The following is a 24,043-nucleotide window of genomic DNA, read 5'->3' as shown; positions in this document are numbered from 1 at the left end:
TGAAAATTAAACCAATTTTTAGAGTGAGATCGAATTTGGCTGCTACCATCAAAAGTGTTGCCGAAATGGCGGGTGTTTCGATAAAGACCGTTTCGCGCGTAATTAACAAGGAAGGCACGGTAAAACCCGACACCTTGCAACGCGTTGAAGAGGCGATAAAGGCCTTAAAGTACACGCCAAATAAGGCAGCGCGTGACCTAGCAAGCAAAGGGGCTTCGGTACTGGGTTACGTATACGACAACCCCAACGCCTACTACATTATCGATATGCAAAAAGGCATATTGGATGTGTGTCGCAAAAACAATTTCGAATTGTTAATTCACCCTTGCGATGCAAGCTCTAAAAACATAGCGAAAGAGCTGGTGGACATGGTAGACACTGCTCAATTGGCCGGCCTCATCCTTTCGCCTCCGCTGTCGGAAATGCCAGCGGTTTTATCGGAACTTGATCAAAACCAAATAAGTTATGTGCGTATTTTATCTGGAGATGGCCTATTTCCATCGCCCCTCCCCTACGTGTTGGTGAACGACTTCAAAGCGGCATACGATATTACTGAGCACCTTATCTACCAGGGTCACAAAAACATTGCTTTTATTGCCGGTGAAGAAATTCACAAGTCCACCATTGAGCGTTTGAACGGCTACAAAGCGGCGTTAGAAAAAGCGGGTATTGCAATTGATGAGTCGTTAATTATCAAAGGCACCTACTCATTTGAAACTGGGGTAAAAAGCTCTGAAACGCTGCTTGCCATGTCGCCGCATCCTACCGCTGTATTTGCGTGTAACGATGAGATTGCAGCGGGTACGTTGTTTGGTGCACGAATGAAGGGGGTAGATGTTCCTCAAGAACTCGCAATCGCTGGGTTTGAGAACAGCCCCTTTTCCCGACAGACTTTTCCGCCGTTAACTACGGCATCTCAGCCAACTAATGAGATAGCGCAGCATGCTGCGGCGTCGTTAATTCAGTATTTACGAGCTAAGAAAGCCAAAGCTGCCCACGACAATCTTAACCATACTTTCATCCCGGAACTGGTAGTGCGCGCGTCAACCGAGAAACAGTAATGAACAAATTACCTCAAGAAATCGTGATTGTGGGTGGCGGAACAGCAGGCTGGATGACGGCGTGCTACTTGGCAAGAACCGCTGAGTTGATGGCCAATAACAGTAATGTACCTGCCTGCGCCCCTAAAATAACGCTTCTTGAGTCTGCGGTTATCAGCACCGTTGGCGTAGGCGAAGGTTCAACGCCTTATCTGCGCCACTTTTTTGAGTTTTTGGGAATAAATGAAAATGAGTGGATGCTGCGATGCAGCGCTACTTATAAGATGGGCATTAGCTTTGAGCGTTGGACAGCAACGGCTGAATCAAAAACAACGCGCCCCCTGTTCACCGATTCAGACAGCTATTTTCACCCATTCTTCTCTTCTTTAGATATTCCCACCGCGGATATGTACTTCAATGCGGTAAATGAATACAGAAAAGGCGCTTCGCACGACATTAACCCGTCGCACTACTTTACTGCTGCGCACATGGTAGAAAAAGGCATTACGCCCGACGCCATTTGTAGCTCTGCGAATATTGATTACGCCTATCATTTTGATGCAGGGCTGTTAGGCGACTTCTTGAAAGAATACGCGTTAAACAAAGGGGTGTCTCATCAAATAGGCACTGTGGCAAATGTTGAAAGTCATGAGCACACTATTACCTCGCTAAAACTGGATGACGGAAATACATTAAGCGCAGACTTTTTTATTGATTGCTCGGGGTTTCGTGGGCTTCTTGGCAAACAAGCCCTGTCTAGAAGGTTTACAAGCTATGCCGACACCTTATTTAACGATGCTGCCGTAGCCATTGCCAGCGACGCAACAGCATCACCAGAAACTGCACTACAAACTCGCTCTATTGCGCTTAGTCACGGCTGGCAGTGGCACATTCCGCTAACTAGTCGCACCGGCAACGGGTATGTGTACAGTTCACAATTTTGCACTGAAGCCCAAGCAGAAGAAGAGCTTAGACTTGCATTAGAACCAGACCAACCCCATCAGCAAGCCCGGCATTTGAAAATGACCGTAGGCAGACTAGAAGAACACTGGAAAGGTAATTGTTTATGCATAGGGTTGTCTCAGGGCTTTATTGAGCCATTGGAAGCCACCGCACTTATGCTGGTGCAGTACGCACTGAATCACTTTATCGATTGCTGGCAAAGTAACAATCCGCGAAGAGAGGTACGCTATAATTCTGAGATAAACCGAATGTTCGATGGTATTCGGGACTACATTGCTGCTCATTACTATTTAAATACGCGCGACGATTCCGCCTACTGGGTTGCCTGTCGCGAAGACTTAAAGGTGCCGGATACCCTTTCTTATTTGCTGAATGCATGGGACAAAGGCGCCAGCTTTGAACATGCGCTTAATGAAGTAGATAACAAATTGGTTTATTTGCGACCTTCGTGGTACTGCATTTTTGCGGGAATGAAGCGCTTTTCTAATAACACAACGCCACTTGCGCAACCCAACACCCTTGCACTTCGCACTATGCGGCAATCGGTAGAGGGAGCGCATCGAGTAAGGCAACCCTAACTTGGCTAGAACGCACAAACATACAAAATTACGCCTTTCGCCCGCTTACATTTAAAAATATAATAAAAGCAGGCAAATTCATTAGAAAGTGTAATTAACTATGAAGCAGCTTTCCCTTGATACCTTACGCACCTTCGTTAGCGTTATTGAGCTTGGTGGCTACGCTAAAGCGGGCGATTTTTTGGGCCGTTCTCAACCGGCAATAAGCCTACAAATTAAAAAGCTAGAGTCGCAGTTAGACCGCAAGCTATTTACTAAAGTTGGGCAACGGCATGTACCTAGCGCCGACGGCAATTGGCTGTACCCAAAGGCGAAAGAACTGCTAGAGCTTAACGATAACATCTTTCGCAGCTTAACCCCTGCCCCGCTAAGCGGTCGCTTGCGTCTTGGCATTCCCAATGAATTTGCTTCTACATTATTGCCGGGTCTAATTGGCGAATTTTCAAAGCGCTATCCCGATGTATCACTTGAAGTGACCTCTGCTTTAAGTCGTGATTTGCTGCACCCGTCGCAGCGCGATCATTTCGATTTGATTTTGGCGTTGGTTAACCCGGGCGAACAGACAGAAGGCGAAGTAGTGTTAGAAGATGACGTGGTTTGGGTTGGCGACACGGCTCATCCATTAGTTGGCAACAATATTCCTTTGGTGCTTGCTCCCGACGGTTGTATGTATCGAAGCCGCGTTATTGAGCAATTAAAGCAACAAACCTTTGCATGGAAAATCAGCTATACCAATGCAGATTTAGGCGGGCTGGTTGCCGCCATTCAACAGGGGCTAGGCGTGACAGCTCTAGCAAAATCTAGCTTACCGGCAAACCTAGTAGCGCTAAACCACCCGCACCTGCCCAAATTAGGCAAGGTGAATATTTGCCTGTTCAATCAAGATACACAGCACCCTGTGATCAGTAAAACTCTTGCCGAATTCTTTAAAGTGAGGCTAACCCAATAAAAAAAATGGGGTCAGAGTACTTTTTCTGCCCCACCGCTCTTATTCAATTAGCTTTAGCCATCACTCGTGATGGTTTCGATAAGCTCGCCGAGTACAGTTTCGGCTTTGCTGGTTTCAACCTGACATGTACCTGCGTTCATGTGACCACCGCCGCCATACTTCAAGCACAACTCTCCCACATTGGTTTTTGAACTACGATTAGTAATGGATTTACCAATAGCAAATACCACGTTTTGCTTTTTCAGCCCCCACATCTTGTGAATAGAGATATTGCAGTCGGGGTACATGGCATAAATAACAAACCGGTTTGTCGCGTAAATGGTTTCTTGGTCGGTTAAATCAAGCACAACTAAGTTGTCGTATACGGTAGAACACTTGGCAATTTGCGCCTTCGCCATTTCATTGTGCTCGTGGTACAAACTCACGCGCTCGGCCACGTCTTCCATTTGCAGTATTTCTTCAATGCTGTGGTCTTTGCACGCATCTATTAGCTTCATCATTAGCTGATAGTTAGAGATTTTGAAATCTCTGAAACGACCAAGCCCAGTTCGCGCATCCATAATGAAATTCATGAGCACCCAATCTGTGGGCTCAAGGATTTCTTCTTCGCTAAACTGTGCAGAGTCTCCTTTATCTACTGCATCCATCATATTTACTGAGATATTAGGAAATTTATCTGCACCACCGTAATAGTCGTAAACAACGCGCGCCGCCGACGGCGCTTTCGGGTCTATGATGTGATTATCAATATCGCCTGAGTTACGCACTGTTTCGCTTAAGTGATGGTCGAAGGCAATATGGCAACCCGCAACGTAAGGCAGGTTAGTGGTGATATCATTCTCGGTAATATCAATTTTACCGTCTTGCATGTCTTTTGGATGAACAAACAAAATATCGTCAATTAAGTCTAAATCTTTCAATAAAACCGCACATACCAGTCCATCGAAATCACTTCGCGTAACCAATCTAAATTTTCTTTCAGGCATAGTTTATCCATCATTCACTTTGGTAATAATTTTAAGTGTAACAGCTAATAAAAATTTTGAGAGACAGGTTTATTAACTTCTTATTTAGCTTTTTAAATTCAGTAATTTACCCAGCGGCTTAGCCAAACTTTCAGGCGGTTCGGTAAAGTAAGCGGGGCCCGTTTCAGTCATATACAAACAGTCTTCTAAGCGCACACCAAATTCACCCGGAATATAGATACCTGGCTCATTAGAAAAGCACATGCCTTTTCTAAGTGGCGTATTTTCACCACGCACAAAGTTAACACTCTCGTGTCCTTCCATGCCGATACCGTGACCTGTTCTGTGACTTAGCCCAGGCAATGCATAGTCTTTGCTGTACCCTTTGCTGGCGTAGAATTGGCGCACTGCATCATCCACTGTTCCTGCTGGTTCACCAATTTTAGCTGCGGCAAATGCTACGTTCTGCCCTTCCCTTACTGTGTGCCACACGTCCTGAACTTTCTGAGACGCCTTGCCAAATACCAAAGTACGACTTATGTCGCTTTGGTAACCGTGCACACTGCAACCGCTGTCTAGCAAGATCACCGAACCTTCTTTGATAGTTTGTGCTGCATTTGTGCCATGAGGATAAGCACTTGCATCGTTAAACAGCGCCAAACACCATGTACCGCTGCCGCCTAAGTGCTGCTGTGCGGTGTTCATCAAACTTTTTACATCCTGCTGACTCATGCCAAGCTTTAGGTTACTAAAAACAAACTCGTAAGCACGTAGAGTAACTTCATTGGCCTTATGCATAAGTGCCAGTTCACTCGCAGTTTTATACATGCGACAACCCAGTGTAATTGGCTCGGCGGGAACGATATTAATGTTTGGCAGCGCTCGGCTGACTCCAGTAACTACAAAGTAGCGTACGCTGCTTTCAAAGCCGATATTGCCGCTTGTTATACCGCGCGATTTTAAAATATTGGCTACAACATCAAACGGGCTTTCATGCTCTTGCCACACTCTTACATCATCGCCTATAGCTAACGACTCAAGCACACTTGGCTTTTCGAAAAATGGCGTTACCACCGCCATGTCACCTTTTTGAGGGATAACCAGCGCGGTCAAGCGCTCACTACGCCACCATTTAATCCCAGAGAAATAATCCATCGCCGCACCGGGCTCTATTAATATTGCCGCTATATTTTGGGCTTTCATTAGCGACTGCGCTTTTTCAATACGCGCTCTACGCTCTTTCACGGTAATCGGCTTTGCGTTTGAAGTGATATCCGTTAATCCATCGATATCGCTTAGGCTCGCTGTGTTGGTTTTATCTAAAGCAGCCATCGACGCTATAGGAGCTAGTGCAATACTAGCCCCAGCTAATTTCAAGAAATGTCGCTTATCCATGTCCCTTCCTGTCGTTTTAATTGAGGTTGTTTAAACCCTTTGTTTTATGAAAATTACATTGATTTTCTTATAGTCTAGCCGGTAAATCTCGCCTTTAATTTACGCCCACATAACGAAAACGGCGGCCAGACCAATTAGAAGCAAGCCAACTATTTCCCGCTGTGTGACTGCATTCTTTAACCAGTAATGCGAAAGCAATAGGGTTAACAAAACCTCTAACTGCCCTAATGTCTTAACAAGGGCTACATGCTGTAACGCCATAGCAGTAAACCAGCATATTGAGCCTAAACAGCTTACTGTACTTATGGCTAGCACCTGTTTTTTAGCATTTACTAATTGCCTCAACACGAAGGGTTTGGTGATTGCGATATACCCGCTTAAGAATACGGCCTGTACGCACAGCACCCATAATAAAACCCAAGCTGCGGCAAGGGTGTACTGTATATCGAGCATATGGCTTGCTTCGCGTACTAGCAATGACGTAAGAGCAAAGCAGGTACCACAGGCAAGACCTATCAACATGGTTCTCAAACTTACACCGTGAAGTCTGTTACCACTGCTTAGTACAAATACTGCGACTCCACCTATAACTATCCCCGCCCAGCCAAGGGGTGTTAAGTAACTCCCGAAAAAAAGCATGCCGACCACGCCCGCCACTAAAGCTTCACTTTTTGCCAAGCCCGCTCCAATAGCGAAATTCTTTTGCTTAAACAGAATAACCATCAGTGAGGTGGCCGCTATTTGAAGTAATGAAGCGCACAAAATCACCGCTGTGAATGAACCCGTAAACTGTGGTAGTCGACTGGCACTACTGCTATACAGGGCAAGCAGGTAGATAAGGGCTATAGGCGGAGCCAATATAAAGCGAGATAGCGTAACACCGGAGGTGTTGACTGTACCACTTAGTTTACTTTGCAGCGCATTACGCACGGTTTGCATGATTACCGCGCCCAATGTAAATAAGATCCAACTCATTAGCGTCGCTCTACCTTTAAAATAACTTTACTGCGTGCCGTGCAAGCTCTTTTATTTGGTGGTGGCTTCGCCACCGGACAATGCCTGTAGACGCTTTGCTTTAAAGTCACTTTCGCGCTTCCAATAAGGCCAAACATCACCTTGGGCATAATGAGTAAGCAGGGTTCCAATAAGGGAAAGATCTTGTTTTACGCCACCTAATGTCCAGCTTGGAAGATAGTCATCATCGGCTTTATGGTAGCGCTTGGCGATAAAACTTGGGTCGGTATCGCCTAAGCTCATAAACAAAATAGAGGGCACGCCCTGTTTCGCGAGTGCGAAATGATCAGAGCGGAAGAACAGGCCATTTTGAGGGCGCGGATCCATCTTAACCCTTCTATCTTGCAGTGAAGCTGCCGTTGCTAAATCATCTTCAATAGATAAGTAGCCTTCGCCATACTGCAAGATATAATCAACATCATCGTTTACATTCATACCGTCGATGTTTAAAAACGCTACCATGTTCTTGGTGGGCACAGGTGGGTTATTTGCAAAATAATCAGCCCCCAACAGCCCCGTTTCCTCTGCGGTGAACGCGCTAAACATTACAGTACGAGAGAATGCTTTTTCCGTTTTCGTAAGGGCGTCGGCCAGGGTTAATACCCCGGCTACACCTGAAGCATTATCTACCGCACCATTGTAAATGGTGGTTTGACCGTTCTTCTCTGCTTTACCAAGGTGGTCCCAGTGAGCGTGCAACATTACCCACTCATCTGGCTTTGAGGTGCCTTCTAAAATACCGGCAACATTCTGCGATTCAGCATGCTCGATAGCATTGTTAAACTTTAGCGATGCGGCGGTGTTCAAAGAAACGGGTGTGAAGCCAGGCTTGGATGCTTTTCTTTTAAGCTCGCCGTAATCTAAGCCTGCTTTTTCAAAAAGCTCCCTGGCAGCGTTAAGATGAAGCCACCCCATTACGCCTACTTGTGACGCATTATTGTTGTCATCGACTAGGCTAAACTTAGTATTAGAATTGGAGTTTTCGACAACGCCCCAGCCGTAGCCTGCAGGCATGGTTTCATGAACAATGAAAACAGCTTCTGCGCCTTGTCTAGCGGCTTCTTCGTATTTGTATGTCCAACGACCATAGTAGGTCATGGCATTGCCTTGAAACAAATTTGGATCTTTAGAAGCAAACCCCGGGTCATTTACCAGCATGACGACGGTTTTGCCTTTCACGTCTAAACCAGCGTAATCATTCCAGTTGTACTCAGGCGCATTTATACCGTACCCCACAAAGATCAGCTCGCTATCAGTTAGTGAGTATTCATTTACTATACGTTGTGTTCTAGCTGTAAACTCACTTCCTGCTTCAAAAGAAAGGTCGCCAATGTTTAACGAACTCATGTTGCTAGGCGTAATTTTCGCGAGCGGCACAGCTTGGGTATAGCTTTCACCAAAAGCCGGTTTTAGCCCTAAATTCTTATACTCTGCTATCAAGTATTCTACGGTTTTCTTTTCGCCTTTTGATAACGGCCCTCGCCCTTCAAACTCATCACTAGCCAATGTTTTAACGTGCTCGCGATAAACATCTAAATCGATAGGGGTATTATTCAGCTTCATTTTCTCGCTTTTTAGCGTTGCTAAAGATGCTCCACCGGCGTTTTTGGTAGTAGTTTCGGCATTCACTAAGCTAATAGAAAGAGCAGCGGTAAGTAGAGAGACGAAAGACAGGGCTCGAAAAGGTTTGAAAAGAGAAATAGTCATAAACCGTTGGTAGAAATAAAAAAGGATACCGAAGAGTATCCTTTACCGCTGACTATCTCAATGCCAAGAATCCAAGAATGGGGTTTAAAGGCCCATGGCGTGGCTGACGAAGGCGTTTTTGATGGTTGTGAGCTTGTCTGTGGCTGAAAGTCCTATGCCCCGAACTAGTTTTTTGAGCGGGTCGTTGCCGTCGAATAAGAATTTGAAGCCATCCATTGCTGCTATCATTTTCGTGGCTTCTGTTTTACGGCTTCGCTCATAGCTGCGCAGGTGCTTATATAAACCTATGTCTTTACCGGCAGCACTCAGACTGCTTAGTGACTCAGCCAGCGCTAGAGCGTCTTGCATACCCAGATTTGCTCCCTGCCCGGCTAGCGGATGAATGGTATGAGCGGCATCGCCTACCAGTACTACCCCGTCTTTGGCCCATTGCCTTGCATAGCGCATGGTTAATGGAAACGCGGCGCGCTCGGTTTCAAGGGTAATAGTACCTAGAACACTATTACTTGCGGCAGTTAACGCATGGCAAAAAGCATCGTCACCCAATGCCATTAGCTCGCTTGCCTGTTCTGGCGTTTGAGACCACACAATTGAACAAACGTTTGGTTCGGCCATTGGAAGTAGCGCTAGCGGGCCTGTAGGGGTAAACGCTTGGCGCGCCACATTGTTGTGTGGCTCATCGGTTTTGATATTGGCTACTATGGCCGTATGCTCATAATCTTTAAAGGTAATTGGCAGGCCCGCCTGCTTTCTTACAAAAGAGTTAGCACCGTCTGCGCCAACAAGTAATCTGCAGCTGAGCACGTCGTCGTTGTCTAGCATTAGCATGGTTTGATTAGGGCCAGCAAGTACCCTTTCAATACCCGCAGTGACTAGATGCGCGTTAGGCTGAGCCTCTACTGACTTAGCAAGCGCATTCACCAATGCTTGATTCTCCACGATGACCCCTAGGGTATCGCTCCCCATTTCGTCACATGAAAAATGTATATCACCAAAACTGTCTTTGTCCCACACATGCATTGCTGTATAAGGGTTGGCGCGGTCTTGCTGTAAATGAGGCCACACATCTAACTGTTGCAGCGCTTTAATATTAGCCTGATTGATTGCGCTAACACGCGCAGTTGGCTTATCTGCAAGCACCTGATAACAAGGCGACTTATCAATAATTGCCACATTTAGTTCACTGTCTTTTAGCGCTGCGGCTAGGGTTAACCCTACAATTCCACCGCCCACTATTGCTATATCAACATGCTGCATTGTTATCTCTATTTCCGTGTGGTGTTACGCCATAACCTGTTGTGTGCTTTACGAAGGTTTTCTTCGCTTGCGGCATCATACTTAATGCAAGTAAGGAAACGTTTCGGCCTATAACGGTAGGAAAATACTGATTGGAGAAAGTTCGCACTAAGGTATCGGTAAGCGCAATCGTGTTATCTCGGTCTTTCTTACGCTCGTTCGCATAGCGCTGAACGATATTAAATGCACCAGCGTCAAAGTGGTCAGCACCACCTTTCGCTAGTGTTTCTTGATTGCTCTCTTGCTTCAAATCTTGCGACATAGAACGCTTAGATACAGCACTTTTCAGTACAGAAACGAGTGCACTCAAATCGCGTAGGCCCAAATTGAATCCTTGCCCCGCTATAGGGTGTAGCGCCTGCGCAGCGTTCCCCACCACTACCGTTCGGTGGCTGGTAACTTGCTGGGCTTTAGTAAGCGCCAATGGATAGCTAGCCGTATCACTCACTCTTAGTATTTTGCCTTGGCGATAACCGAAGGCTTGTTGAAGCGCGTTAATAAACGACGCTTTATCCATTTTCATAAGTGCTTTAGCGGCTTGTGCTTCTAACGTCCATACCACTGAAAAACCATTGCCATTTGCTTTTACGCCGTTAATCTCATTATCAAAGGGTAAAAAAGCAAGGGGGCCAGAATCAGTAAAGCGTTCGTACGCTTTGTTTTCATGAGGATTTTGCGTATGTACGTTAAATACAATGGCGGTCTGCTTATAATCACTGACTGTTTTGGCAATACCCACACGCTCGGCTAAACCTGAACGCCCACCATCCGCAAGTATCAGCAGCTTAGCGGTTAGTACATCTCCACTATCTAGCAATACGTCTACATGGTTGCGGTGCTGCTTAACACTGGTTACTTTTGCTGGCGCTATATGCTGATACGCAGTGCTCGCGTTCGCAGCAAGGCGCGTTAGCGCGCTTAAACTTACCACTTGGCCAAACGCGTCGATGTGATAGTCGTGACTGTGCAGATTTAAAAAGCCGAGGTGGCCCTTATCGCTAACTTCTATCTGCTTTATTTTTGGAGGCAGTTCGCCGTTGTGCTGCTTGGCTAAATCGTTAAGGCTTAAACCAACATCGGCTAATTCGTTAACGGTACGTCGTGCTAGCGCAATAACTCGAGTATCGGTAAACGGGTTAAAGTCGTTAAGGGTGGGGTTTGTTTCGCTAGGATCTGCAGCGTCAATGAGTGCAACGCTTAACCCGCTACTCGCACCCTCGGAATTTTCGAAAGATATGTTTTCTGAAAGAGCTTTCGCAAGCACTGTTCCTACAATACCACCACCGATAATAACTACATCAACCGCTGCCGATTCCACTATATTTGTCTTCCCATCGCTTTAATTTTAGCGCTTTTTTGTTCTTTTAGCTTTTCGCCATTAGTGATTCGATTTCGTCAATCTCTTTAGGTACATCAGATGTTAGGACCTCTACACCCGATGCAGTGATGACCACATCATCTTCAATACGAACGCCTATTCCCTTGTACTTTTCAGGTGCTGCGCTGTCTTGACTGATATAAATACCCGGCTCTACCGTTATAACCATTCCTGGCTTTAATGGTCGGTCTTGGCCGTCTATTTTGTAGTTACCTACGTCGTGCACATCAAGCCCTAAGAAGTGACCTAACCCGTGCATATAAAACTGTCGCCAGCTTTCATTTTCAAGGTTTTCTGCCACACTACCTTCTAAAACACCAAGGTCAACTAAACCTTCAGTAATAATCTCCGCGCTGTGCAGCATTGCTTCAGAAAGCGTGACACCGGGCGCTAGCATGTCCAATACACTTTTTTGCGCTTTTAATACCACGCTGTAAATTTCTCGCTGAGCGTGACTAAACTTACCACTTACAGGAAATGTTCGGGTAATGTCTGCAGCATAGCCTTGATATTCTGCGCCTGCGTCGATCAAGATCAAATCACCGTCACTAACCTGCGCGTTATTTTGCGTATAATGCAAAATACAGGCGTTATCTCCACTTCCTACAATCGTGCTGTACGCTGGAGAACGTGCGCCAGCCATAGCAAACTCATGGTGAATTTCAGCTTCTAACTGATATTCAAAACAGCCAGAAGAAGCAAACTGCATAGCACGTTTGTGAGCCCGTGCACTGATTTCACCTGCCGCTTTCATCATTGCTACTTCACAGGCAGATTTGAATAGTCGCATTTCATGAAGTTGAGGGCGTAAATCATGCACCGCGCAAGGCGCTAAGGATTCTTTTGGCGCTTCACGCAAAGTATTTAAAGCTTCAGTAAATAATCGGTCGTGACTTTGGTTATGACCTAAAGCGAAGTAAACATTATCCTGCCCTTGAATGGACGCCAACAAGGCTTCTTCTAATTCATGTGTTTCAAACGCTTCATCTAGGCTGAATCGGGATAGCGCAGCTTCAGCACCAAGGCGCTTACCGTGCCAAATTTCAGCGCTCTTGTCTTTTTCCTGAACCACCATTGCGCGATAACTCTCGCCGTAGCGAGGATGGTTAGACAATATTAACCATGCATTAGGCTCTTCAAACCCCGTCAAATACCAAAAGTCGCTGTCTTGTCTGAAGGTATATTCGGTGTCTCGGCTTCGCGTAACCAGCCCCGCTGCAGGCACTATGCACACACTATTCGGTTGGCACTGTGCCAGCAACCTATCTTGCCTGGCAATAAACTCTTGCGCGCTAATCATAAACTAGAAAACCTTAACTAATTCACTGTAAAGTAACCTGTTTAAACAGCTGCTACTTTTAATTTTCTCTGAGTACTAGTGTACGGACGGCGTGTCTTGTTGATCATCGAGAAGCGATTGACCAAGTTCGCTGAAGCATAAAATAGCTGAAATTTTAACGTACTCTTCCACCTCAAAAAGTGCTTTTTCCGATTCTTCATCAGCATCCATTGGCTCTTCCATACGAGAAATATCCGAAAAATCTTCAAGGGCTTCTTTTACGTCATCAGAACACTGCACTAGATCTTGCTGATGTAGGCCAAAACCAAGCATGAAACCCTGCACCCAGTTGATGAGCGCAGCTCCGCGGTCATTAATAGGTGCGTGATCTTCAGGAAGCAGCAAGCCAAGCGCAAATTCAGGCTCTAACAACTGCTGACAAGTTTGATTGAAAAGCGTGTTGAGAAGATGTTGAGCTTGGTCACTAAATTTATCACCTTGATTAATGGTTTCGCTGAGTGCTTCCATCCACTTCTGATCGGTAAGTGACATGCCGCCGCAAAGCATTCCAGTTAGAATACCGTGCACTTCTGCCGCGTCTACAATGATACCCTGCTGTGACAATTTATTAGTTACGCTATCGTAATCGAGCTGTTTTTCCACGATTCGTTCTCTTTATTGAAGATGAGTTGAGTTTTCACAGCCCTTTTGGTTCGGCCGTTACTCCGTGATGGCGTTAATACTAGCAAAAATCAATATACAAAGCCCACTTTTGCCAATTTAGCGTGCACTGATTAAACAGCGTATTTACCGTGAAGTTTATACTTTATACAACAGAGACGCACATTGTTTACTGAATGTTCAAACAATACCGAATTGACGTTAATTTAACGAAATGCACGCTGCTATGCCTAGCAACCAGAGCATAATTAATCTAAGATCGCAGATGTCGGATACGGAATTCCTCTCGCAACATTAAATCAAAGAGTTGCAAGTCTCTGGCTGAATTAGCTGGTTGGTTGTTATTGAGCTTCTCTTGTATGCGTGTATAATTGCTGACCAATTGGTCAAGAAAATAGTATTTTCTTGACGCTTTTATATTCACCACGCAAAATAGTTATAAAGCGCCTTAGGTGATCCTCTTCACTGGATCTCGCGTTTGTTATACCCTGTTGCGTTAATACAACAACAATGTTTCCTGGGATGTTTGCTAGTTCATTCATGTCCCTGGCCGATGCTTTAAACCTAGGAAGTTGAAACAGCTGCTATTGTGCAAGCTCGACGCGTATCGAGAAGCCTACGGCAATTGTGATTCTTCCGCCCTGAACTTTTCGGTTCACGGGCGAAACATGGACAGCGGCATTCTGGGAAGCGCCCTCTTTCGACGGAAGAAGAAATGGCAATAATAAATTTTGGCTCTATAAATATTGACCACGTTTATCAGGTAGACCACTTTGTACAACCTGGAGAAACGTTGGCCTCGACCCATTACCAGACGCTACTTGGTGGTAAGGGTGCAAACCAGTCGATTGCTTTAGCGCAAGCAGGTGCAGACGTACGTCACGTCGGCAGCATTCACGAAAACGACGCCTCTTTCAAACAGGCCCTTATTAAAAAAGGGGTAGATTGCCGTGGTGTTAAGTGTTCAGAAGTTCCTTCTGGTCACGCTATCATTCAGGTTACGCCTAGCGGCGAAAATGCCATTGTGCTTTTTGGTGGTGCTAACCAAACCATAACAGCAAAAACGGTAATGCAAGCGCTAGACGACACTCGCCCTTCAGACTGGGTACTAACCCAAAACGAAACCAGCAGCATTGAAGAAGTACTTCGCCAAGCGAAAGAAAAACAGTTAAAGGTTGCCTTTAACCCTGCGCCTATGAGCGAGTCAGTTAAACAGCTACCACTGGAATGCGTTGATTTGCTTATTGTTAATGAAACAGAAGCGGCAGCCATAACCGGCAAAGAAGAGCTTGAAGACATTGTGACAGTGTTCAAAGAACAATGGTCACACTGTGAAGTTATTATCACACTGGGTAAAGCAGGTGTGATGATGCTGCGTAAAGACGACGTTGTAGAAGTAAAAGCATTCTCTGTAGACGCGGTAGACACTACAGCAGCTGGCGACACATTTATCGGCTATTTCCTGTCAGCCTATTGCAATCACACCGATGCAAAACAAGCATTGCGTCGCGGGTGTGCAGCTTCTGCCATTGCAGTAACTCGCGAAGGCGCGGCACAGAGTATTCCAACACAAAAAGAAGTGGATCGTTTCTTAGCGAAACACGCCAACTAGCAAGACGCACTGAGAAAATTCGATGGCACATAAAATCATATTAGATACAGATCCAGGGATTGATGATGCAATGGCGATTTTTTTCGCCTTTCAATCTCCAGACATTGAAGTACTTGGCTTAACGACCGTTTACGGTAATGTTCCAGTAACAATGGCAGCGCAAAACGCACTGACACTTTGTGAAATTGCAGGTAAAGATATTCCTGTAACTAAAGGTGTTGGCATGCCATGGGTTGGCCCTGAGTCTACGTACGCCCACTTCGTACACGGTGAGCACGGCTTCGGTCATATTAAACCTGAAGCGCCTAAAACCGAGCTTGACCCACGCAGTTCTGCGCAGTTTATCGTTGATATGGCGCGTAAGTACCCAGGTGAAATTACATTAGTGGCAATTGGTCCACTGGGCAACTTAGCCCTAGCCCTTCGTCTTGAGCCCGAGCTACCTAAGCTGGTTAAAGGCGTTAGCATTATGGGTGGCGCTGCGTTTGTACCTGGCAACGTCACGCCTGTAGCAGAGGCAAACATCTGGAATGACGCCCACGCAGCAGAAATCGTTTTTGCGGCAGATTGGGAATTAACCATGTTTGGTTTGGACGTGACGAACTTCACGCCATTCTCGCCGGCTTTTGTTGAAAAGCTTGAAGAGAAAAACAATACCCTTGGCGGTTTTGTAAAAGAAAGTGCTCAGTTCTACATGGACTTTTACTCGCAAAACCGTGAAGACCGTGTTTGTTTCTTCCACGATGCATTCCCAATTGCTCACCTTCGCCACCCAGAGTTATTCGAATTGACCGAGGGTCACGTTCGCGTTGGTACTGGTACGCTTGACAGAGGCCAAACCGTGGTTGCGCCAACAGGCACTACACCTAGCCCACTTTGGAACGAAGCTAATACTATTAAAGTTGCAACTAAAGTTGACCATCAAAAACTGGAACAACTATTCGTAGACACCTACGCTCTGTGATATGTTTAAGGGATTGTGAATAAACAGTCCCTTTTTTATTTCTGCGTTAGGTTGTTATAAATGGAAGCAGCTGCACTCCCTAAAAATGAAGACGAGCGTCTTGCCGAACTACTCAGTTACGATGTTCTCGATACCGAAGCAGAGCAGCTTTTTGACGACCTCACAACGTTAGCTTCTCAGATATGCGAAACCCCCATTGCACTTATTAGTCTTATTGACCCTGACAGGCAGTGGTTCAAGTCTCGCGTTGGACTAGATGCAGAAGAGACTTCCCGCGAAATAGCTTTCTGCTCTCACGCCATTTTACAAGAAGAAGTGTTTGAAATTCCTAACGCCACGTTAGATCCGCGATTTCATGACAACCCTTTAGTGACCGGTTCACCAGATATACGTTTTTATGCGGGCGCGCCACTCATTACTCCATCAGGTCATGCTATTGGTACGCTTTGCACCATCGACCGCAAGCCTAAAACGCTAACTGAAGCGCAAAAGACATCATTGCAGACATTAAGCAAATCGGTGGTAGCCCATTTAGAGCTAAAGCGTAAAAACCGAGAACTTGAGCGTACTAGCCAATTTAAATCTGACTTCTTATCCTATGTTAGTCACGAAATCAGAACGCCGCTGAATGCAATTAACACTTTTAGTCAGTTGCTCGAGGGAGAAGCTCAAAAGTTGGGTTTGCCCTCGTCTTTTACCACACCGCTCTCTCATGTAAGTACAAGCGGCGAAAGACTGCTAGAAATTGTAAATTCAGTTCTAGATATCAAGCAAATAGAAGCCGGTAAGATGCGTGTAATGCCCCGTGCGGTGGACACTAAAGACTTTTTCACACATCTATTTTCGTTAACTAAAATCCGAGCCGAAGACGGAGGTATAGTATTTTCGACAAAAATTGATGAAGCAATGCCCGAATCTTTGTATTTTGATGACACTAAGTTTGGGCAGATTGCACTTAATATACTGTCGAATGCGATTAAATTTACCAATAAGGGTAAGGCTGTCAAAGCACAAGTAAAATACAAAAATGGCAATGTTGTATTCAATGTCATAGATGAAGGCATCGGCATTAGCGATGATGATCAGAAGCGACTCTTTAAGCCTTTTGAGCGAATGGGTAACGCTCAAGAGATTAGTGGAACTGGATTAGGCTTAAATATATCTAGGCGTCTTATCGAGCTTATGGATGGGACAATAAAAGTTAGCAGTAAACTAAATCACGGAACCCGCATAAGCATTACCTTGCCTGCCGATGCGCTAAGTGCGAACCAGTTTGTTGAGGCACAACCTCAAAGCTTTGTAGCACAAGTTAACATTGATAAATCTGCAAACGTGTTGGTGGTTGAAGACCACTATATAAACCAAGTGGTTATTCAGACCCTGTTTGAAAAATTAGGCGTGTCATTTTCTGTGGTAAGCACAGGTGAAGAGGGGGTTGAATACGCCAGGTCTAACCCCGTCGATTTAGTACTAATGGATCTTAACTTACCCGGCATTCAAGGCGACGAAGCGACGGCACAGATAAAGGCTCAAAAGCCAGGTTTACCGGTTGTTGCATTGACGGCTGACGTGATAACTGAGTCAAAGTACTTGCGAGAGCGGGGTCTTGATGATGTGCTAACTAAACCCATCGATAGTAGCGAATTGGTTCGTGTGCTCAATCTTCATCTGGGGCGAAAAGGCAGCTAGTCTGCAGTTACACAAAGCAGGGCTACCAAATATGCGAGTAGATGTTTCAAAAGAAAGGATGCAAGCCAGATCACTGCTGCGTAGAAAGCTTCGTGAAGCGCGCCGTGGTTTATCTATGGAACAACAGGATTACGCTTCACAGCGCATCTCGAAGCAACTTAACACCCTGCCCTTTATCAAAAATAGCAAGACCGTGGCGGGATACTTGGTTAACGATGGCGAGGTAAACTTAAAAAATTATATTGAATCAATATGGCAACTCTCGCACAAAGCGTTCGCACTGCCTGTACTACACCCTATATGCAAAGGGCACTTGCTTTTTTTATCTTATTCCCCTAATTCTCGGTTAATTAATAACAAATACAATATAGAAGAGCCTGTATTGTCCTGTAAGGCCGTTATTCCTGTTACACAATGCGATGTTATTCTTATGCCACTAGTGGGCTTTGATACAAACGGAAACCGCCTGGGTATGGGTGGGGGCTATTACGACCGCACCTTAAGCTTTACACAACGCAAATTCAATTCTCAGCCAGCCTTAAACCAGCATACTCCAAAATTAGTGGGTATCGCTCACGATGTGCAAGAAGTTGATGCCCTTCCAATTGCACCGTGGGATGTACCGCTTGATGCTATCGTGACCCCTTCTCGCACTCTTATATTCACTAAACCGTAATTTCACTATATCAAATTGAACATATGAACTTATGGGTTCATGGGCACTTATAAGTTACACTTGCAAGCATAATAAGTTGGAGAGTAACCATGGATCAGAACGAAAAAAAGCAAGCCGTAGCCAAAGCAGCCATCGACTATGTTGAAGCAGACAGTATTGTCGGTGTGGGAACGGGCTCTACTGTTAATTTTTTCATAGAAGAACTGGGCAAAATTAAGCACAAAATTGAAGGCGCGGTTTCAAGCTCAGAAGCATCTACCGAGCGTTTGAAAACCTTAGGCATTGAAGTCTTCGAGTTAAATGAAGTTAGCAACCTTTCAGTTTATATTGACGGTGCCGATGAAGTTACTGAACACAAGCATATGATCAAGGGCGGCGGTGCAGCCCTGACCCGCGAGAAGATTGTTGCAGGTGCTGCTACCACGTTTGTTTGTATTGTAGATGAAAGTAAGCGTGTTCCTGTATTAGGCAGTTTTCCACTTCCCGTAGAAGTGATTCCTATGGCTCGCTCTTTTGTCGCTCGCGAACTGGTAAAACTAGGTGGCGACCCCGAGTATAGACAAGGTGTAGTAACAGATAATGGTAACGTTATTTTAGATGTACACAACCTTGAAATACTTAATCCTCGTGAGCTAGAGCAAAAAATCAATAATATTCCAGGAGTGGTGACTAACGGCATTTTCGCCCTGCGTGGCGCAGATATCGTGTTAAGTGCGACCGATAGTGGTGTTGAAACCTTTAAGTGATAGCCTTTTAAAAAACACTAAGTACAGCCAATGGCACAACAAAACGACTCGTTTACCTGTGCCTTGGTATTGCATCGCCAGAAGTGTTACTGCTCAATGACTTAGTTGATGAGCATAAACGGATTAGGCACTTTAGCCGCGGATAACACAGTATTTTGATGAAAAGCTACGCAAAATACTGCTTTCAACTTAACGTGTTTTCTGTTAATTTCCGTTTAGACGTCTAGATGTCTTAAGTAGTAAATCTTTTTGCGACTAGATGTATATGTCGCTTTAGGTTGTAAACCTTTTTTATTAAAGCAATTAGCGTAATTTAAAACGCTAGATAGCAGGCGCTAGACCAGGCTCTATCGCAAAGAAAGTAGTGCATATTTAGATTATTTACTACTGAGAAAACCACGATAGTCTATGGTTCGCATTGCCAGCAACCCCAATTAAATCAGCGAGAGATAGCGAGTTCATGAGCAAAGTTTCATTAGAGAAGGATAAAATCCGAATTTTGTTGTTGGAAGGTGTTCACCAAAGTGCTTTGGAAACACTACAAAGCAATGGGTATAGCAATATTGAATTTCTCAAAACCTCTCTTCCTGAAGATGAGTTAATAGAGAAAATCAAAGACGCCCACTTTGTTGGCATTCGTTCACGCACTCAAATTACTGAAAAAGTAGTTGATGCAGCACAAAAACTTGTTGCCATCGGCTGTTTCTGCATTGGTACCAACCAGGTTAACCTTGAAGCCACACAGCGCCGTGGTATTCCAGTTTTCAACGCGCCTTTTTCTAACACACGCTCAGTTGCAGAACTCGTTCTTGGACAAATTATTCTTTTGCTTCGCCAAGTACCAAGCAAAAATGCTAAGGCACACCGCGGTGAGTGGGAGAAAACTGCAGTAGGCTCTTATGAAGCTCGCGGAAAGACCTTAGGTATTATTGGTTATGGCCACATAGGTACACAGCTTAGTATTCTTGCTGAACATCTGGGCATGCGCGTTCAATTTTTCGATATCGAAGACAAGTTAGTGTTAGGTAATTCTGCTCAGGTGAAGTCGCTTGAAAAGCTACTTAATACCTCTGATGTAGTATCGCTACACGTTCCCGAAACGCCTCAAACCCAAGATATGATTGGCGAAAAAGAACTGTCTCAAATGAAAGAAGGCAGCATTCTTATTAACGCATCCCGCGGAACCGTAGTCGATATTGACGCACTGGCTAAGGCGCTGGAAAGTGGCCACCTTAACGGCGCTGCCATCGATGTGTTCCCCGTAGAGCCAAAGTCTAACACTGAGGAGTTTGAGTCTCCGCTTCGCGCATTTGATAACGTTATTCTTACGCCACACGTAGGCGGAAGCACACAAGAAGCGCAAGAAAACATTGGTATTGAAGTAGCGGGTAAGCTCGCAAAATACAGCGACAACGGCTCTACTTTGTCTGCGGTTAACTTCCCTGAAGTATCACTTCCTGAGCACACTGGTCGTTCACGTCTGCTTCACGTACACAAAAACCAGCCAGGTATACTTACGCAAATTAACCAAGCATTCGCTGAAAAAGGCATCAACATTGAAGCGCAGTACTTACAAACAAACGCTGAAATAGGGTATGTGGTAGTGGATGTTAAAGAAGATCGCGGCTATGAAGCGCTAGCGGAACTTCAGCAAATAGATGGCACCATTAAAACCCGAATTCTTCATTAAACATAGCGTTTAACAAAAAAGCTCGCTTGATATTTAGTTAAAAAAAACGCTGCAAAAATGCAGCGTTTTTTGTATCTGTATTCCCGATTTACTGAGTGATTCTTTCCTTCCTGTGCCTGCTCTATCGACATTTTCAAATCGGTGGCATCGACACAGAAAAGACTTATCAACGTAAAACATTAAAGAGCCCAAACTCAACGTGAATAAGCCTGGGCAACTCAGTAAAGCTTAGAAGAAGTTGTACACTAGGCTTACAGCCGTTTCTGTATCAAGCTTTTCTACATCATCGTCAACGTTGGTGTTGTGATCAAGTTTAAAGGAAAGACGCATAGAAAGGTTTCCGCTAATCGTAGCGGTCAGAGCTGATTCAGCACGTGATTTTGTGTTGTCAGAACCCATTTCCGTACTCACAGTTTGCGTAAACTTAGCTGTGTCAGAAATCTTCCAAGAGTACGCTGTCGATGCACGGACGATAACGCTATCAAGATTTTCATCTTCTTGTGTTTCGATAAACGAGTAACCAGGACCAATTGAATATTCAAGGGTGTGGCGCTTGTTCTGAAGAACCTTTTGGTTCCAACCCGCAGCTACAGTAGCCTGGTAATTAAAGTTGCTGAACCGATCATCTTCATAAGATGCGAATCCGAATAAACGGTTATCTGGGTTAGCGAGTTTGTAGTTACCCTGCGCTGAACCGAAGAACTTCTGTGCAGAAGTAAATTCAATATCTTCTCCGTCATCGCCTTCCACAGTCTCTTGTTTATAGAGACCTTTTAAGACGTAGTCGTTACTCCACTTCTCGAGCTCTTGGTGGGCTTGAATACCTGCGCTGATAGATGTTGTTTCAGTGTTACCTGAGGTCGAGATAAAACCTAGCTCACCTTCCATACTAAAAGGCTTCACCTCATCGTCTTGAGCGAAAACAGCCGGAGAAAGAGAAATTGCAACTAGAGATGCAAGCACTTGCTTTTTCATTGAACAATCCTATTGATTATCGGTCCATTCGTTGTACGCGATACCTTTTGAACTGCAAGGCGGTACAACACGAGTTTTAAAAGAAGTCTATTAAGTAATGCCCCAAGGGATTGGCACCACAAACAATGGTGCGCAGTGTACATTTTCAAGCCTATCAGTCAATGCGCACGCGGCAAAAAGCCTATATTCGACTGTTAATTTACACTAATTGACTAAAAGAATTGATAAACCAGCGCTACCGATGTTTCTGTACTTAACGCCGCGACATCTTGAGGGGTGTCTGTTTCGTGATTTAATATGAATGATAACTTCATTGCCAATGATCCAAACACATTGGCAGAAAGCGAGGTTTCTGAGCGGGATTTTGTATTTTCTTCGCCGGCCTCTGTACTAACAAATTGTCTTAATTTGGCACCCGAGCTCCAGTGATATTTATACTCGGCAGACGCGCGCACTATTACACCGTCATTAACGAGGGTATCGCTGTCTTCTTCTGCTTCTATAAAGGTGTATCCTGGCCCCACGCTGTAGCGAAACTCACTATCTTCATTTCGCCAAACGCGCTGTGACCAACCCGCGGCTAATGAAGCTCTGTGCTCATACCCTGTAAACTTATCGTCTTCGTAATCGCCATACATGAAAAGGCGGCGGCCAGGCGTAAGCAGTTTATAGTCGAATTGTGCGCTGGTAAAAAAGCGCTGTGCACTTATGTCGCGCTGCGTGGTAGGCGTACCGCTTTCTTTGTACAGCAGCTCAGCAAAATAAATACTGCTCCAGTTTTCAGTTTCATGGTCGGCATTCACTGCCGCTTTCACGCTGGCTGCAGATGTGTTGCCGGTATTAACAAGAACACCGAGCTCTCCGTCTAATGTAAAACGTGGTATTTCATCATCGGCATCGGGAGTGAAATCAGCGTGATAAAGGGTCTCGATGAGGTCTCTAGCATGAGCTGAAAAACACACGCCAAAACATATGGCACCTACAAAAACATGTGGGCGGAAGATTTTTCTGAACATAATCTGGTTTTACGTCGAGCTTTATAGTTATTAGATTACGTCTAATTGAGACGTTTATAATACCAGTCCTCTGGCGGAGCTTAGCTATGTTCTGCGATGTAAAATACTTTACCGATTTAGCGCGCTGAAAGCTCAGTGAATAAGCGACACAATTTTTGCTGTTTCTTGCTCAGCATATTCAATTGAATTACTTATCACTTCCATGTCGAGACTTACTGTATTGGCTATCTCTGGCGTAAAAAGTTCAATATCAGCGTAACTTTCTTTATCAAGTTGGCTAAGCGTAATACGACTTGCAAGAGCAAGGACACAAATATCAACGTCGGACGTGTATTTTGATTCGTCGTTCATAAATGTTACCGGATAGTACAAACCAATAGGTAAGTGCCATTTTTCGAGTATGATACCGCTACACTGTGCAAACGTAAAACCGAAATGGGCAAGCTGTTCAATATGTGGCAACTCGCTAGTTTGAGTATGACGATAATCGTCGTAACGCTTTGGTTCCTTTTTTGCGATAACGAGCTCACTGAGGTTCTGAAGAATCCCCATGACAAAGAAGCGTTCAGCGCCACGAACGTTTAATCGCATCGCCAAACTCTTCGCGACCATGCCGCAATAAACTGAGGCATGCCAATGTTTGTCTAAATCAATTAACAATGTATCGAAGTGCTTAAAAGCAGAGGTGGCCGTTTCAGCGATGACCAAATTATAGAGTGCTTCACCGCCTATGACGTTTATAGCTTTTGTAACGGATTCGATTTGAGAGGGGAAACGAAAAAGCGAACTGTTAGCTAGGCGTAAGACCTTTGCAGTAAGTGAAGGGTCGGCGCCTATTAATACAGCAATATCTTCCATACTAGAACGAGGGTCGTCTAGCGTTGAGCGCAAGCGCATACATATATCGGGTAACGTAAAGGATTTACCGGCGTACGAAACATACTTATCTAACGACATTAAATATTCTCAAACTCTCTTTTAACCACTTTCAGGCGGCTTATCGAAAAGAGGAATCTGCTGCGCTGTTTCCTCACTTTTAAGCCCTTGCGCTTTGCGTAACTTAGCCGCTACTGCTTTTTTACGTCTTACACAGGCACTGATTATCTTTCGTTTTGTAGCATCATCTACTTTCAGCCAATAAAGGCGTTCATCTCGACTTCTGTAACAACCTTTACAAAAACCTCTTGGACCTGACTCACAGACGCCAACACATGGGCTTGGAATTTCAAAGAATTCAAGCTGTTGGGACTGCGCTTTTGGGTCCGTCATTTCAGGCTTGCCACCCTTAGTCATTGAGATGTAAGCACTGACATCATCAGCGCCTAGTTAAATTAAAACGTATACTTACGCGTCTAGCCAGTAGACATTAGCAGTAATCTAATGCATGAAGTACATGGAATACACTAATTGCGTACGTGTGTTAGCTACCC

21 protein-coding genes and 1 other RNA gene are annotated in these 24,043 nt (G+C 44.9%); 10 read left to right on the top strand and 12 right to left on the bottom strand.

Annotated elements, in window-relative coordinates:
• Positions 1-35: 35 nt before the first annotated feature.
• From V7R55_RS01850 to V7R55_RS01840, 3 genes are all read left to right on the top strand, one after another.
• The gene (locus V7R55_RS01850; protein ID WP_156078719.1) at positions 36-1,061 is read left to right on the top strand and encodes a LacI family DNA-binding transcriptional regulator; all 1,026 of its coding nucleotides are present in this window, start codon (positions 36-38) and stop codon (positions 1,059-1,061) included.
• A complete protein-coding gene (locus V7R55_RS01845) occupies positions 1,061-2,581 on the top strand; it encodes a tryptophan halogenase family protein (protein WP_283635187.1) in 1,521 nt (506 codons plus the stop codon). The genes V7R55_RS01850 and V7R55_RS01845 overlap by 1 nt, the downstream gene beginning before the upstream one ends.
• 100 nt (positions 2,582-2,681) lie before the next feature.
• Positions 2,682-3,530 carry a LysR family transcriptional regulator gene (locus V7R55_RS01840; protein ID WP_014950370.1) on the top strand — a complete coding sequence of 283 codons (849 nt, stop codon included), beginning with the start codon at positions 2,682-2,684 and terminating at the stop codon, positions 3,528-3,530.
• Positions 3,531-3,583: 53 nt separating this feature from the next.
• On the opposite strand, the gene V7R55_RS01835 is transcribed toward V7R55_RS01840, so the two are convergent.
• From V7R55_RS01835 to V7R55_RS01800, 8 genes are all read right to left on the bottom strand, one after another.
• Complete coding sequence (locus V7R55_RS01835; RefSeq protein ID WP_014950371.1) at positions 3,584-4,516, bottom strand: exopolyphosphatase; 933 nt, start codon at positions 4,514-4,516, stop codon at positions 3,584-3,586.
• An 84-nt stretch (positions 4,517-4,600) separates the two neighbouring features.
• On the bottom strand, positions 4,601-5,890 hold the full coding sequence (locus tag V7R55_RS01830) for a M24 family metallopeptidase (protein ID WP_334056821.1): 1,290 nt from the start codon (positions 5,888-5,890) through the stop codon (positions 4,601-4,603).
• Between the two features lie 99 nt (positions 5,891-5,989).
• Entirely contained in the window at positions 5,990-6,865 is an 876-nt protein-coding gene (locus V7R55_RS01825) for an EamA family transporter (protein WP_334056820.1), read from the bottom strand.
• Positions 6,866-6,916: 51 nt separating this feature from the next.
• Entirely contained in the window at positions 6,917-8,467 is a 1,551-nt protein-coding gene (locus V7R55_RS01820) for a M28 family metallopeptidase (protein ID WP_334057136.1), read from the bottom strand.
• Positions 8,468-8,695: 228 nt separating this feature from the next.
• Positions 8,696-9,868, bottom strand: coding sequence for an FAD-dependent monooxygenase (locus tag V7R55_RS01815; RefSeq protein ID WP_334056818.1), 1,173 nt, complete (start codon positions 9,866-9,868; stop codon positions 8,696-8,698).
• On the bottom strand, positions 9,855-11,228 hold the full coding sequence (locus V7R55_RS01810; RefSeq protein ID WP_334057135.1) for an FAD-dependent monooxygenase: 1,374 nt from the start codon (positions 11,226-11,228) through the stop codon (positions 9,855-9,857). The genes V7R55_RS01815 and V7R55_RS01810 overlap by 14 nt, the downstream gene beginning before the upstream one ends.
• A gap of 43 nt (positions 11,229-11,271) precedes the next feature.
• Entirely contained in the window at positions 11,272-12,585 is a 1,314-nt protein-coding gene (gene pepP / locus V7R55_RS01805; RefSeq protein ID WP_334056816.1) for a Xaa-Pro aminopeptidase, read from the bottom strand.
• A 75-nt stretch (positions 12,586-12,660) separates the two neighbouring features.
• Positions 12,661-13,227 (bottom strand): UPF0149 family protein, encoded by a 567-nt coding sequence (locus V7R55_RS01800; protein ID WP_334056814.1) that lies wholly within the window; start codon positions 13,225-13,227, stop codon positions 12,661-12,663.
• A gap of 529 nt (positions 13,228-13,756) precedes the next feature.
• Here V7R55_RS01800 and ssrS point away from each other — a divergent pair.
• The 7 genes from ssrS (at position 13,757) to serA (ending at position 20,622) form a co-directional block, all read left to right on the top strand.
• Positions 13,757-13,939, top strand: a non-coding RNA gene (gene ssrS, locus V7R55_RS01795) — 6S RNA.
• A 21-nt stretch (positions 13,940-13,960) separates the two neighbouring features.
• Positions 13,961-14,857 (top strand): ribokinase, encoded by an 897-nt coding sequence (locus V7R55_RS01790; protein WP_334056811.1) that lies wholly within the window; start codon positions 13,961-13,963, stop codon positions 14,855-14,857.
• A gap of 22 nt (positions 14,858-14,879) precedes the next feature.
• Complete coding sequence (locus V7R55_RS01785; RefSeq protein WP_179984227.1) at positions 14,880-15,821, top strand: nucleoside hydrolase; 942 nt, start codon at positions 14,880-14,882, stop codon at positions 15,819-15,821.
• A gap of 60 nt (positions 15,822-15,881) precedes the next feature.
• Complete coding sequence (locus V7R55_RS01780) at positions 15,882-17,510, top strand: ATP-binding protein (protein ID WP_334056808.1); 1,629 nt, start codon at positions 15,882-15,884, stop codon at positions 17,508-17,510.
• 31 nt (positions 17,511-17,541) lie between these two features.
• Entirely contained in the window at positions 17,542-18,186 is a 645-nt protein-coding gene (locus tag V7R55_RS01775; RefSeq protein ID WP_334056807.1) for a 5-formyltetrahydrofolate cyclo-ligase, read from the top strand.
• Between the two features lie 89 nt (positions 18,187-18,275).
• The gene (gene rpiA / locus V7R55_RS01770; protein ID WP_334056805.1) at positions 18,276-18,932 is read left to right on the top strand and encodes a ribose-5-phosphate isomerase RpiA; all 657 of its coding nucleotides are present in this window, start codon (positions 18,276-18,278) and stop codon (positions 18,930-18,932) included.
• A gap of 460 nt (positions 18,933-19,392) precedes the next feature.
• Entirely contained in the window at positions 19,393-20,622 is a 1,230-nt protein-coding gene (gene serA, locus V7R55_RS01765) for a phosphoglycerate dehydrogenase (RefSeq protein ID WP_334056803.1), read from the top strand.
• Between the two features lie 228 nt (positions 20,623-20,850).
• Here serA and V7R55_RS01760 read toward each other — a convergent pair whose 3' ends face one another.
• From V7R55_RS01760 to V7R55_RS01745, 4 genes are all read right to left on the bottom strand, one after another.
• On the bottom strand, positions 20,851-21,597 hold the full coding sequence (locus V7R55_RS01760; protein ID WP_334056801.1) for a DUF481 domain-containing protein: 747 nt from the start codon (positions 21,595-21,597) through the stop codon (positions 20,851-20,853).
• A gap of 212 nt (positions 21,598-21,809) precedes the next feature.
• Positions 21,810-22,613, bottom strand: a complete 804-nt coding sequence (locus V7R55_RS01755) for a DUF481 domain-containing protein (protein WP_334056799.1) — start codon at positions 22,611-22,613, stop codon at positions 21,810-21,812.
• A 132-nt stretch (positions 22,614-22,745) separates the two neighbouring features.
• Entirely contained in the window at positions 22,746-23,570 is an 825-nt protein-coding gene (locus V7R55_RS01750; protein ID WP_334056797.1) for an HDOD domain-containing protein, read from the bottom strand.
• Between the two features lie 21 nt (positions 23,571-23,591).
• Entirely contained in the window at positions 23,592-23,882 is a 291-nt protein-coding gene (locus V7R55_RS01745) for a DUF1289 domain-containing protein (protein ID WP_334056796.1), read from the bottom strand.
• Positions 23,883-24,043 lie beyond the last annotated feature (161 nt).

This window comes from Alteromonas sp. S005 (genome assembly GCF_036864475.1).
Lineage (GTDB): Bacteria > Pseudomonadota > Gammaproteobacteria > Enterobacterales > Alteromonadaceae > Alteromonas.
Note: the sequence above shows the minus strand (reverse complement) of the source record. Positions and strands in the feature narration are given on the sequence as shown.